This window comes from Streptomyces sp. 2323.1 (assembly GCF_900221035.1).
Classification (GTDB): Bacteria; Actinomycetota; Actinomycetes; order Streptomycetales; family Streptomycetaceae; genus Streptomyces; species Streptomyces sioyaensis.
The window spans coordinates 1,973,061-1,985,801 of sequence record NZ_LT907981.1; the positions used below are offsets into that span (position 1 = coordinate 1,973,061).

General features: G+C 69.3%; 9 protein-coding genes and 1 pseudogene. 1 reads left to right on the forward strand and 9 read right to left on the reverse strand.

Annotated features, from left to right (window positions below; all coding sequences use genetic code 11):
- Positions 1 to 14: 14 nt before the first annotated feature.
- The 4 genes from CPH93_RS07910 to cseB all read right to left on the reverse strand — a co-directional run bounded on the left by CPH93_RS07910 (position 15) and on the right by cseB (position 5,777).
- Entirely contained in the window at positions 15 to 2,573 is a 2,559-nt protein-coding gene (locus tag CPH93_RS07910; RefSeq protein ID WP_096212407.1) for an ABC transporter permease, read from the reverse strand.
- A 69-nt stretch (positions 2,574 to 2,642) separates the two neighbouring features.
- A complete protein-coding gene (locus CPH93_RS07915; RefSeq protein ID WP_173909742.1) occupies positions 2,643 to 3,425 on the reverse strand; it encodes an ABC transporter ATP-binding protein in 783 nt (260 codons plus the stop codon).
- Positions 3,426 to 3,741: 316 nt separating this feature from the next.
- Positions 3,742 to 5,043 carry a sensor histidine kinase gene (locus CPH93_RS07920; protein WP_443031457.1) on the reverse strand — a complete coding sequence of 434 codons (1,302 nt, stop codon included), beginning with the start codon at positions 5,041 to 5,043 and terminating at the stop codon, positions 3,742 to 3,744.
- Positions 5,040 to 5,777 (reverse strand): two-component system response regulator CseB, encoded by a 738-nt coding sequence (gene cseB, locus CPH93_RS07925; protein ID WP_096212408.1) that lies wholly within the window; start codon positions 5,775 to 5,777, stop codon positions 5,040 to 5,042. The genes CPH93_RS07920 and cseB overlap by 4 nt, the downstream gene beginning before the upstream one ends.
- Positions 5,778 to 6,409: 632 nt before the next feature.
- Here cseB and CPH93_RS07930 point away from each other — a divergent pair.
- Positions 6,410 to 6,709, forward strand: a complete 300-nt coding sequence (locus CPH93_RS07930) for a DUF6506 family protein (protein WP_093485688.1) — start codon at positions 6,410 to 6,412, stop codon at positions 6,707 to 6,709.
- A gap of 139 nt (positions 6,710 to 6,848) precedes the next feature.
- On the opposite strand, the gene CPH93_RS07935 is transcribed toward CPH93_RS07930, so the two are convergent.
- From CPH93_RS07935 to CPH93_RS07955, 5 genes and pseudogenes are all read right to left on the reverse strand, one after another.
- The gene (locus tag CPH93_RS07935; protein ID WP_173909744.1) at positions 6,849 to 8,090 is read right to left on the reverse strand and encodes a PP2C family protein-serine/threonine phosphatase; all 1,242 of its coding nucleotides are present in this window, start codon (positions 8,088 to 8,090) and stop codon (positions 6,849 to 6,851) included.
- A gap of 134 nt (positions 8,091 to 8,224) precedes the next feature.
- Positions 8,225 to 8,614, reverse strand: a pseudogene (locus CPH93_RS07940) (transposase); the annotation flags it as partial.
- 290 nt (positions 8,615 to 8,904) lie between these two features.
- Positions 8,905 to 10,161, reverse strand: coding sequence for a protein-glutamine gamma-glutamyltransferase (locus CPH93_RS07950; RefSeq protein ID WP_096212410.1), 1,257 nt, complete (start codon positions 10,159 to 10,161; stop codon positions 8,905 to 8,907).
- A gap of 967 nt (positions 10,162 to 11,128) precedes the next feature.
- Positions 11,129 to 11,410 carry a hypothetical protein gene (locus CPH93_RS35715; RefSeq protein ID WP_159394981.1) on the reverse strand — a complete coding sequence of 94 codons (282 nt, stop codon included), beginning with the start codon at positions 11,408 to 11,410 and terminating at the stop codon, positions 11,129 to 11,131.
- Between the two features lie 202 nt (positions 11,411 to 11,612).
- Complete coding sequence (locus CPH93_RS07955) at positions 11,613 to 12,200, reverse strand: hypothetical protein (protein ID WP_159394982.1); 588 nt, start codon at positions 12,198 to 12,200, stop codon at positions 11,613 to 11,615.
- Between the last annotated feature and the right edge of the window lie 541 nt (positions 12,201 to 12,741).

A 12,741-nucleotide genomic window follows, 5' to 3' on the forward strand; every position in this document is an offset into this window, starting at 1 on the left:
TCCAAGGCCGTGCGTTACGCCTCCGCGACGGCCTCCAGCGGGCTCAGGGCGGCGGCCCGGCGGGCCGGGACGGCGGCGGCCAGCGCGCCGATCGCGAGGGAGAGCAGGCACACGAGGAGCAGCGTCCCCCAGGGCAGCGCCAGGGAGTACTGCGGCAGCGCGCCGTTGGCCAGCGAGCCGACCGCCCAGGCACCGAACAGGCCGCCCGCCAGGCCGAGGAGCGTGCCGAACGCGGCGACGGTCACCGCCTCCAGACGGATCATCCGCCGGATGCCGGAGCGGTCCATGCCGATGGCCCGCAGGGCGCCGATCTCTCGGGTGCGCTCGGCGACCGACATGGCCAGGGTGTTCATGATGCCGAGCGCGGCGATGACGATGCCGATGGCGAGCATCCCGTACATCAGGGTCAGCAGGTCGCCCATGGTGCCGGCGGCCTCGTGGACGAACTGCTCCCGGTCCTGCACCTTCAGCAGCGGGCTGTTGCCCACGGCGGTGCGCAGCCGGTCCTCGGTGGTCTTCGAGACCGCGCCGCCGTCGGTGCGGACGAGGATGCGCTGGACGGAGCCGGGCAGGTAGCTGTCGTGCGCCACCTCGGTACGGGCGCCGAGCGCGTCGTGGGCGACGGGGTTGTCCTTGTAGACACCCACGACGGTGTACTTCCTGAACTCCTGGTTCCGGCCGAGGGCGGCGTTGAGGTGGCCGCCCGTGGTCACGCCGTTTGCCCGGGCGAGGGTGCTGGAGACGGCGATCCGGCCCGGCCCGAGATCCTTGGCGGAGCCGCTGACGAAGTCGAGCTTCATGACGTCGTGCACGGTGCGGGGGTCGACACCGGAGATCTCCCGGACACCGCCGCCGGTGAACAGGGCGGAGTCCGTGACGGCGCTCGCGGTCCGCACCCCGGAGGTGTCGGCCACCCGCCGTACGGCGGCCGGGTCGACGCCGGTCATGGGCGGGGAGCTGATCACGTAGTCGGCGCCGAGGCCGGCCGCGGCCTGGCGGTCGAGGGCCTGCCCGGTGGAGTTGCCGATGACGGCGAGGCCGGCGACCAGTGCGGTGCTGATCAGCAGGGTGGCGGCGGTGGCGGCGGTGCGCCTCGGGTCGCGGAGCGCGTTCTGCTGTGCGAGATGGCCGGTGATCCCGAAGCGGCCGGTCAGCCGTCCGGTCAGCCGGATGATCGGGGAGGCGAGGACCGGCGCGAGGACGATCAGGGCGGCGACGAGGAGGGCGCAGCCGGCCATCGCGTTCTGCAGGTTCTTCTCCGAGGCGTCCTTCGCCCCCGAGAGCGACACCAGCACACCGGCGCCGAGGACGAGGAGGGCAAGGCCCGCCAGGCCGCGGATCCGGGACCGTTTGGCGGAGGGCGGTTGGTCCGTCGTGCGCATCGCCTCGATGGGCGCGACCTTCGCCGCCCTGCGGGACGGCAGCCACGCGGCGAGCACGGTGACGCCCACGCCCACGCCGAGCGCCGCCACGACCGAGCGCGGGCCGATCACCAGCGGGCCTTGGGGCAGCGTGTTCCCGTCGGTGCTCAGGATGTCGGGCAGCACCGAGGCGATGCCGAGGCCGAGCAGGAAGCCGGCCGCCGATGCGACGAGACCGACCAGGAGGGCCTCCAGGAGCACGGAGCGGGACACCTGGCGGCGCGTGGCGCCGATGGCCCGCAGCAGCGCGATCTCACGGGTGCGCCGCGACACGAGCATGGTGAAGGTATTGATGATGAGGAAGGAGCCGATGAACAGCGAGACCCCGGCGAAGACGAGCGGCAGCTTCTCGTAGCCCCGGGTCAGGGTGTCGACGAGGATGGCCTGCTGGGCGGCCTGGGCAGCGCCGGTGGTGGCCGCGGCCCGGTCGGCCGGGAGCATGCCGGTGACCCGGCGCGAGAGCGCGAACTGGTCGGTCCCGGGGGCGGCGGACAGATCGATCCCGGTGTAGTGGCCCGGGGACGCGAACAGCTTCTGGGCGGTCGCCTTGTCGAACAGGGCGAGGGTGCCGCCGGCGGTCACCCGGGTGTCCTCGGTGGTGACGATGCCGACGAGCCGCTTGGTCATGACGGGGCCGTCGGTGGCCAGCGTGATCGTGTCGCCGAGGCGGAAGTGGCCGGCGGCGGCGGTGCCGCGGTCCACGGCGAGTTCGCCGCTGTTCTTCGGGGCGCGGCCCTCGGCCAGCGGGTAGCGGCTGTCCTTGCCGTCCTTGCCCGGTACGTAGCCGGCGGCCGGATTCGCCCCTGGATCGACCCGCAGCGGGGTGCCGTCCGCCGCGTTCAGGGCGGCCGTGCCGTCGACCGACGGGCGCACCGCGGCGACACCGGGTACGGCGGCCAGTTTCCGTGCGAGCGCGTCGTCCAGCGCGCTGGTCTGCTGGTGTGCGGCGGCCCCCGGTGGGGGTTCCTTCGCGGTCACGCTGACCGCGATGTCGGCGAAGCTCTTCGACGCGGCGGCGCGGTGGGCCTCGGCGGTGGAGTCTGCGAAGACGAGGGTGCCGCTGACGAACGCGACACCCAGGCAGACGGCAAGGAGAGTCATGATCTGACGGGCCTTGTGCGCCAGGAGGTTGCGCAGGGCTGTTTTCAGCATGGGGGCTTCCTGAGACGTGGGCTCGGTGGATGCGAGCGGGCAGCGGGTTCGGTCCTGGGCGAGGCGGGTTCAGCTGGTGTGTGAGAGGCCGCCCAGGCTCTTCATCAGGTCCAGGACCCGGTCCGGGGTGGGGTGTGTCATCTCGTCGACCAGGTGGCCGTCGGAGAGGAAGACCACGCGGTCGGCGTAGCCGGCGGCGACCGGGTCGTGGGTGACCATGACCACGGTCCGGCCCAGCTCGCGCACCGAGTCGCGCAGGAAGCCGAGCACTTCGGCCCCGGCGCGGGAGTCGAGGTTTCCGGTGGGCTCGTCGCCGAAGATGATCGCGGGGCGGGAGGCCAGGGCACGGGCGACCGCGACGCGCTGCTGCTGCCCGCCGGACAGCTGCGCGGGCCGGTGACCGAGGCGCTGGGAGAGTCCGACCATGGCAACCACGCGGTCCAGCCACTGCTGGTCGGGGCGGCGTCCGGCGATGGTCAGCGGCAGCGTGATGTTCTCCAGCGCGGTCAGCGTCGGCAGCAGGTTGAACGCCTGGAAGATGAAGCCGATCCGGTCGCGGCGCAGCGCGGTGAGCTGCCGGTCGCCCAGCGTGCTCAGTTCGGTGGTGCCGACGCGCACGGAGCCGGAGCTGGGCGAGTCGAGCCCGGCGGCACAGTGCATCAGCGTGGACTTGCCGCAGCCGGAAGGACCCATGATCGCGGTGAACTCGCCCTCCCGGAAGTCGATGCTGACATGGTCCAGGGCTACGACACGGGTGTCGCCGCTGCCGTAGACCTTCGACAGGCCGAAGGTGGCGGCTGCGATCCCGGGTGCCGCGTGCTGCGCGCGCGGGGCGAAGGGGGTGGCGGACACGGGGGACTCCTCTTCGGGTGCGGAAGGGTGCACTGCGAAGGGTGTCCGGGGAACGTATCGGGGCCTGAGCCACTGTGTATCGGCGACCGCGCCGCTTTGTAGCAGTTCTGTAGGGCGCGGGGAGCCCGGTGGCCGGGCGGGCAGGCGCGTCCGTGGTGTCCGAGGTGGAGGGGGCGGCCGCATCCGTGCCGGGCGAGCGTGCCCGAAGCGGGCCGGCCCCACACAGGGGCCCCGGCCCGGAACAGCGGCGGGGCGGAGGCGTACACGAGATGACAGGACCTCTCGGCGCACCTGTGCATGGACAGCACAGGTGCTACTAACAGGCCCTGACCGCGGTTCCGCAGGAGCCGGCGGGTCGGAACGGCAGGCGCAGGGTGGCGACGGCGCCGCCGTCCGGGGCGTTTTCCAGCTGCAGCTCGGCGCCGAGGAGCCGGGCCTGGCCCAGGGCGATGGTCAGGCCCAGGCCGTGGCCCGTGCCGCGCTCCGTCGCCCCCGTCTGGAACCGGCGGGGGCCGTGGAGCAGCAGGTCTGCCGGGAAGCCGGGGCCGTGGTCGCGCACGACGACCGTACGGCCCTCGACGGTGACCTCCACCGGGGGCCCGCCGTGCCGGTGGGCGTTGACGACGAGGTTGCTGACGATCCGCTCCAGACGGCGCGGGTCGGTCTCCACGGTCGGAGCGGCTTGCGTCCCGGCGACGGTGACCTCGATGCGGAGACCGGTGCGTGCCACGGCCTCGGAGACGACGGCGCCGAGCGGCACCCGGGCAGGGACCGGCTGCTCGGCCCCGGCGTCCAGTCGGGAGATCTCCAGCAGGTCCTCCACCAGGCCGCGCAGATCCCGCACCCGGGCCCGCAGCAGATCCTCGGTCTCACCGGCCGGCAGCAGGTCGGCGGCGGCCAGCAGCCCGCCGACGGGGGTGCGCAGCTCATGGGCCACGTCCGCGGTGAACTGCCGCTCGGTGCGGAGCAGTTGGCCGAGACTGTCGGCCATACGATCGACGGTGACGGCGATCTCGGCCACCTCGTCGCGGCCCTTGGTGGGCGCGGTGCGGGCGTCCAGATCCCCGGCGGAGATCCGGCCTGCGGTCTCGGAGACCCGCCGCAGCCTGCGGGCGAGCAACCCGGCCCCGTAGACCGCCAGCGGCACGGCCGCTGCGAGCGCGACCAGCGAGGCCACCGCCATGGTCACGTCGAGTTGGCGCAGCGTTTGCAGCTCCGGGCTCATGTTGACCTGCATCGCCAGCACCCGGCTGCCCGGGCCGTCGACGCGCTGGGCGGCCCAGGCGCTGGGGCCCATATTCCCCTCGACGCGCCCGTCGTAGGCCGTATGCCGCTCGCCGTCGGCGGGGTGCCGCAGCGCGAGGGGCAGCTCGGCCGGATCCAGCTCGGCTCCGTCCGCGAGGGTTTTGGTGCGCCGGTAGGTGTCCATGGCCGAGTACAGCCTGTTGAACGCCTGGGCTTCGGCCCGGGAGCGGATGTCGCGCGCGGTCCACATGTGCACCAGCACACCCACCGCCGCCACGACCAGGCAGGCGGTGACCGCGGCCAGCGCGGCGATCTTCCAGCGCAGGGACGACAGGTCCGGCCGCAGCCGTCGGAACTCCCGCACCGCCCTCAGCGCCTGAGCTTGTAGCCGAAGCCGCGGACCGTCTCGATCCGCTCCCGCCCCAGTTTCCGGCGCAGCCGCTGCACGCACAGGTCCACGACCCGGCTGTCGCCGTCCCAGCCGTACTCCCAGACATTGCGCAGCAGGGTGTGCCGCTCCCGCACGACGCCCGGGTGGGCGGCGAACTCCAGCAGCAGCTTCAGCTCGGTCGGGGTCAGCGCCACCGGGCTCCCGGAGACGCACACCTCCATGCCGGCGGTGTCGATACGCAGGTCCCCGAACTCCAGCACCTCCCCCTCGGACGGCGGCCCCTCGTCCGCGGCCCGCCCGGGTCCCGGGGCGGGCGCGTAGGTCGCCCGCCGCAGCAGCGAGCGGATGCGCGCCACCAGCACGTACGTGTCCACGGGCTTGACCACGTAGTCGTCCGCCCCGGCCTCCAGACCGGCGACGACATCGAGCCCGTCGCCGCGCGCGGACATCATCAAAACGGGCACCAAGCTGGTCTCCCGGACCCTGCGGCACAGGCCGATCCCGTCCAGACCGGGCAGCATCACGTCCAGGATCAGCAGGTCGAAGCTTTCGTCGCGGAAGAGCTCAAGGCCCGTAAGACCGTCGGCCGCGGCCTTCATCTCGTAGCCGTAACGCTCCAAGGCGACGGTGAAGGACCGTCGCATCAGCTCGTCGTCCTCCACCAGCAGCACGCGGACAGGTCGCGAGGAGGCCACGGCCGGGGCGGACGAGGACATGAGCGGCTCACTCCTGTTCGGACGATTGAGGTGAGGCATCAGTCCCGTATGTACGCACCCGCAGCCGATGTACGCACGCGCAGCCGACGACCTGAAAGAAAGGGTAAGGCAGACACCGGACGCGGCAACCGCGTCGCACCACGGACACGCATCGCACCCTTACCGCATCCTTCGCCCGCGCACACCCAGGTCAGAGGAGCTGTACAGCGACACCGCGGGGAAGCTCCCGACGTATGCCGGTGCCCCCGACCGCGGGGTCGGGGGCCCCGGTGCGTCACCAGGGCACCTGGACGGACATGCCCTGCTGGGCACACCCTGATCCCGCCCGGCTCTGTATCTCATGGCGAACAGGCACTGAACCGCTCGGCTGCGGGCGTCGGCTCCGTCAGCCGGAATGCTGGCCAGCGCGTGCCCTACCGGCTGATGGAGTTCGAGCTGGCCGCTGTCAGGCACGGCGCATCGCGTGTGTGGATATTCTCCGAGCCGCATGCCGCCAGGTCGGCTACCCCCCCCCTCAGCCGGTGCTGAATCGGGGGAGGTGCGGATCACACGTGGGTTACCCCCGATCCGTGGCGTTCTCACCCTGGTTCTGTTTCGCTGGTGGCTTCGACGGTCATAGGGGGTCCACACGCATGGCGCTCACACACTGGGGATTCATCTACACGGCGGCCGGCAGCGTCGCAGGCGGCGATGTCAACGTCGTGGACACCGGCAAGTGCCGCACTGTCCTCGTGGGGGTGGAGAAGCCCGACCAGGGCCTTGAGGTCGCGCGTCGCCTGGTGAGCGAGGGCGTGCAACTGATCGAGCTGTGCGGAGGATTCGGTCCCGTTTGGGCCGGGCGCATCATCGACGCGATCGATGGTGCAGTCCCCGTGGGCACGGTTGGCTATGGGCCTGAAGCAGTCGACCAGGTGCATGCAATCTTCTCCTGACCACTGGTGCAGGCGGTCAGAACATCATCCATGACCTCGGCAACGGGCAGCCGGGAGAGGGTTACGACCGAGTCGACTGCCTGCGTGACAGTACCCGCCCTGGCCTGGTACGGCCGGGCCGTTGCGAGCGACGGTCGCGTCATGCATCCGGCCAGGTCGCAAGGCGTCGGTCCACAACGTGCTGCGGATGCCATTCGAAGAGCAGGATGGTGGCATCGTCCGGCAGGTTGTCGTGCTGGTAGTCGAGGATGGCGTGGATGAGCAGCCGCAGCACCTCGGCGGGCCGCTCGCCCGCGGCGGAGGCGCGGATGATGAAGTCCGTGAACCGCTCGAGGCCGAACTCAACGCCGTTCGCGTCGCGTGCGTCGACCACACCGTCGGTGTAGAGCAAGACACGGTCGCCCGGTTCGAGTGTGGTCTCGTGGACCTGCCGGGCGGGCGGGGCGGCTTCGACGTACAGGCCGATCGGTGGCTGCGGGGGGCTGTCCAGCGCCCCTTCGAGTACCCGCTTGGCACGGATGAGCAGCGGTGGCGGGTGCCCGCAGTTGATCCAGCGCAACTCCCCGGCGTCGGCGTCGAGCCGGCACACCACACCGGTGCAGAAGTGGTCGGGCAGCCACTGTGTGAGCGCACGGTCGACGGAGCCGACGAGGTCGGGCAGATCGGCGCCGCTGCGGCGGGCGTTCCGCGCGCCGGCCATGGCCACCGAGGTGGCCAGACCGGAGGCCAGATCGTGGCCCATACCGTCGAGGATCATGGTGTGCAGCACCTGCTTGACCACCGCGTGGTCGAAGGCGTCTCCGCCGAGGTCGTACGCCGGCTCCAGCACCGCGGTCGAGACGCACTGCTTGCTGCCGATGGTGCGGGGCGGCAGGAATGCCCGCACCAATTCGGCCGGCAGCTGCATGGTCGCGGTGCGGGTGCGAGCGGCGATCCAGTCGCTGTAGGAGCGCTTGGAGGTGACGACCATCGCGAGCAGATCGGCCAGAATCCGAGAGCGGCGCATCCGTGGCCCGTCCAGTGGGGCGGTCCGCACCCCCAGCACCCCCAGCCGCTCCGCACCGTCGACCAGCGGCAGCCAGATGACCACGTCGTCGCCGTCGTCCGTCACCCGCGGGGAGACCGTGCGGTACGCCGAGCCGGCCTGCGAGGTGTCCACCGACAGCGCTTCCAGGGCCTCGTCGAGCGGGACGAGCAGCCGTTGCTGCAGGTCGACGAGGTAGATCAGTGCCGCATTCAGGCCGAGGGCCTGGGCACACCGGTTCGCCAATGCGGACAATTCTACCGGAAGGACGATCTGCGCCTCGGTGATCAGCTCTTCCAGCTGACTCTCGTCGACGGCGGCGCCGGGATCGGCGGGCGCCTGCGATGGGTCTGGCACGGGAATCACCCCTTCCGCACCCAGTCTCGCAGCGATCCCGGCGCCTCTCACGTCAACAGCGCCCGTCGAGCCGGCCCACGACCGCGTCGACGACCGGGGGGCTGAGTTCGGTGAGAGGCGATGGCGGTGTGTGATGCCGCTAACCATCGTCGCAGGTAGTCGTAGCCGTATCCCTTGTCGCCGTGGAGCTTTTCTGGCGTGCCTCGCCGGGGTCCTCGGCGAGAGCGGATCGGCGGTATGCCTTTCACCAGGGGATCAGAGCCTGGCTGTCATGCAAGTTTGCCCCTGAGTTCCGACGGACAGCGGCAGACCGGTGCGCTCAGTGATCAAGTGGGTCTTCGAGCCGTACTTGCCCTGGTCCACAGGATTCGGACCTGCCAGGCCCCCCTTTTTCAGGGCCCGCATGTTCACCGGGTCGATCGCACAGCGGGACCAGTCCAGCTCACCACGGGAGCCAACCTCGTCGAGGACCAGGCGATGAGCCTGGACTGGACCCTTGCCTTCGTCCATCGAGGACTTCTTCGAGGCCGACTGCGACACCTAACTCGCCCACCGCCTCACCCACGACGGCCGGGCGCTGATTGGCCCCGGTGTTACGTGAGATGTCGAAGGCCGACGCCTACGCCACTGCGGGAGAGCAACGGATTCCTGCCGGACCTGGGCGCCATCCCGGCCGGCACCGCGCGGCGGGCCGAGCTGTTCTACGTCTGTTACCCCAACAACCCCACGCCCGCTGGCCACTTCGGGACGACCGCCGGTGTGTGGCGGGCTGAAGTAGGAGGGCCGGGTGACCCGGCCCCCCTACCCGGCTCTGTTACGGCCAGCCCTGCTTCACCTCGGCGGGGGCGGTGTTCCAGCTCTTGGGTATGAACGTGATGACGTAGGTTCCACGATCGAAGTCCGCGTACCCGGCAGACCAGTTCCGGAACTTGCTCTCATATACGTTCATGGGACCCATGCCGCCGTTGGGCGCGTGATAGTGGTTGGCGTGGGTCCATATGGTTTTGTCGGCATCCGCTTCCGTCTGCGCCCCGAACCAGCCGTAGTCGAAATTGACCCAACTTTCGCCAGGCTTGGCGGGACTGCGCGGAATATTCCTGTCCCGCGACATGTCTACCAGGCCTGTGCCCTGGTTGGGGCGGAAGGCATCCGGGTCGCCGTACTTCCTCTTGTCAGAGGAGCCGCGCTGGTCCTGCCCGCTCCAGAAATGCTTCGAGTAGACCACCGCCTTCATCTTGGACGGGTCGTAGTTGCCTCCGTCCTTTTCCTTGAAGGACGGTGTATTCCTCAGCGCCGAGTAGAAGTTCGAGCGGCTGTCCTCGTAGAGCAGAGCGTCGTTTTTGTTCGCGAGTTCCGTCTTGAGGTTGGCGATGTAAGCCCCCTCGTCGTGCGCGTTATCCAGGGCCTTGTTCATGACGGACGCCACCTCACGCGCCCGCTGGAAACCCTTCCCCTCGTCGAAACTGTCCTTGGCGATGCGCCCCTCAAACTCCGCCTGTGTCTCGTTGGGTCGTGGTCTGCTGTTTTCCAGCTCGTTCTTGTACTTGTTCTCGTCGAAGTTCGCGAACGCCAGTTTGTTCGTCGGGTAGGGGCCCGTATTGACCCAGGTGACGCCGACGCAGCCGTAGGACAGCTCTTCTCGCTGCTCTTCGGTCATTTGCTGTTGGTTGCCGCCGCGGTGACTGTAGACCTGCTGCCACTTGCGTATGTAGTTGTTGACGACCGTAGAGGCCCTGCCTCCGTAGGCCCGGTACGCGTCAGGCATCCGGTTGAGCGGCTCCGCGGGAGGGGTCACCCTGTCGTCGGCAGCGTCGGGGGCCCGGAAGAGCCCACTGACGCTCGGCGGCAATTCCGCCGGAGAGTTGCCAGGTTGACCCGCAGTCAGAGCTCTTTTGTTCAGTGCGTTGATGTTCTTGACGTCCTCCGCCGTCAGGCCGTGCGTTTCGGCGTAGGACCCCTCCCATTCCCCGTCGCCGTCGCTGGCGGCATGGCTGACCGACGGCATGACTCCGACGGTGCATATCACCGCACTCACAGTGGCGAAGGCGAGTAAACTCCGACGTTTGTACATGGAAATCAGTAACTCCCTTGTTGTGGAATCTCGTGAAACAGGGCATGCGAGCGAACGACGCAATGAGGGGTTTGCGGTGAGCAGCCGCTCCGGACCTCAGCCGCGCTGTCCTGAGTCGCTGCGCCGGCGACAGGAAAGACGCCGCCATGAGACGGAAGGAGATGCGGCAAAGGCGGGGGACGGCGGTGGCGGTGCGGTCGTCGCCGGTCATGGCCTCGTGGCCGGCGGGCCGCCCGGGTCGGGCGGCACCGGTGCCTCGCTACATCAGCTGTGCCGCCGAGGCGACGACGCGGGCCCGGTCCGGGGGGCCGGGGTCGCCGTAGCGAACCTCGACGCGCAGGTGGGAGCGCATGAAGTCGGTGTCGACCAGGTGGACCTGGCCGGGATGGCCGACAGCGGCGGTCGCCGGGGCGACGGGGTCGGGGCGGCGGCCTGGGCTCCCTGGGCGAGGGGCAGGGTGGGGGCCGCGGTCACGGCGGCGGTAGGAAGAGCACGGAAAGCGGTTGGGCGTATCACGTATCGGCTCCCGGATGAGTGATCAGGTTGATACGAGGAGTGATCATGTCTCCGCGCCAACTCCCCGGCAACGTCGCGGTCTTAAAATCGGCCAATCTGTCACGTAGGCCGTATCTGGCCATACATCCGAGCCGGCCCGTGGGGATGCGATGCGGCAGCGTTTCCCCTGCTCCTGGACCTCCGACGCGGTGAAGCCGTGCATACACTGGCGATCGTCATCCGGCGCCGTACCTTTCCCCTCGCCCTCACGGAACGGACGACCAGAGTCCCGCACAAGCCGGCACCGCAGGAGCTCCACCAACAGAAGCAAACCCCTCGACGCGGCTGCCCGAGTACGACGAGGATTTCAACGGACGCCCCGCCCTCGGCGCCCCCACCAAGAGCTGGTACCAGCTCTCCTACTCCTACAGCGACGGCGCGATGGACGCTGGAGTCACGCCTGGGACTCCTACTACAGGAACTCGAACGCCTCGCCGCGGAAGGCGAACACCGGGACCGGAAACAGAAACTTCTCGAAGCCGAGCGGCGCCGCCGGTGATACGCGGTCATCGCTACGGCTCACGAGCAACAGATCGAGCAGCACCGCGCGAAGATCCACATCGAGCAGGTCGGGGCCCGGCAACATGCAGCTGAAATCCGCGCCTTCGGCCAGGCCGCTCGCGCCCGAACCGACGGCACACGGTTGCGGCCGAGGAGGCGAACTGGCTGGAGTGCGCCGCAGCGTATGCGTCACAACTCGACCCGCTGCACCGCCGAAAGGAGCGCGCCTCTACAAGCACCCTGCGGACGGCCTACGGAGTCGTCAGACTTCGGGGATGGAGCCGTCATCAGCCCTGGAGGGCTCGCAACAGCGTGACGCGGTGGTGCAGCGGGGCGGCTGTCACCGTCGTCATCAGCCTTGGAGGGCTCGCAACCGCTGTCGCACCGCACGTGGTTCAGTCGTCCTGCAGTGACCGCACAAGTCGTGCGCGTACGTCGGACCGTCGGTCGCTTTCGGACGCCGGGGTCGCGTGTGAATTCTCTTCGGGTGTTGCGTCGGCGTTGGCCAGCAGTGCCTTGTCGATCATCTTGCTGGAGCAGATGACGACGGACTCCGCCGGCTCCTGCGGCCAGACGACAATGAGGTAGTCCTCGACCGGCTCGTCGCTGACCCCGTCCGGATCGGCTGAACGCCCGGATGCGTGAACGCGCATGCGGTACCAGCCCGGTCCTTGAGGGTTGAGCGCGGGAAGGTCATCGGGCGTGATGTCGTAACCGGAGTTGATGCGCAGATCGCCTTCGATCGACCGCACGCTGACCTCTACGATCTCTTCCCAGTCGGTCACCTCAACGGGCGGCGCGACATCGAGGCACTGGGCCGTTACGCGCACATGGCCGGTGTTGATGCCGGTGAGGATCCACGCTCCGTGGTCCATCGGAGCGGCGAGGCCGTTCGACCATCGCACTGTTTCCATGGGCACTTGGGCGTCGCCCGAGACGCCGAAGACGCCTTCGTTGACGAACATGACAGACGATGTGGTCACGTGTACGAAGCTACCCGGGGAGCAGGTTGGCCCGGGGCACCGATTCTTACGAGCGTCCGTAGACGCTGGTTGCCCAGGCCAGTGACGCCTTGCCGCTGGCCCGCAAGCAGACGAGAGCCCACTCGGCACGACGCTCCGGCGGTGAGCATGACCGCTTGGTAGCGGAAAATTTCCGACCGATCATGCTCCATCGGCTACACCGTCAGGCATGCTGACCAGCCCGCGAGGTAACTGACGCCCCATCAGAACGAGCGTCAAATGAGCGTCACGAGCGTCATTTCAGCGTCAAGACATCGCCCGTAACGCCCACACCGCACATCATGCGCACGCACAAAACCGCAGGTCAGGCTCCCTTGGCCGCCTTCTCCAGCACCACAACGCACTTCACATGGTGCGTCATCGAAAGCGCGTGGGCCGGGCTGACATCGGGAGAAGCAGCAGGTCAGACAGGGTTTTCGGCCCAGCGTACGCAGTTTTGACTGGCCGGAGCGTCAAATGAGCGTCAAGTCCGACAGCCGGCACTCGACCGAGCCTTGCCCCC

Coding starts and splice junctions, on each gene's coding strand:
- CPH93_RS07910 (WP_096212407.1), bottom strand. CDS start 2,573: ATGCTGAAAACAGCCCTGCGCAACCTCCTGGCGCACAAGGCCCGTCAG.
- cseB (WP_096212408.1), bottom strand. CDS start 5,777: ATGTCCTCGTCCGCCCCGGCCGTGGCCTCCTCGCGACCTGTCCGCGTG.
- CPH93_RS07930 (WP_093485688.1), top strand. CDS start 6,410: ATGGCGCTCACACACTGGGGATTCATCTACACGGCGGCCGGCAGCGTC.
- CPH93_RS07950 (WP_096212410.1), bottom strand. CDS start 10,161: ATGTACAAACGTCGGAGTTTACTCGCCTTCGCCACTGTGAGTGCGGTG.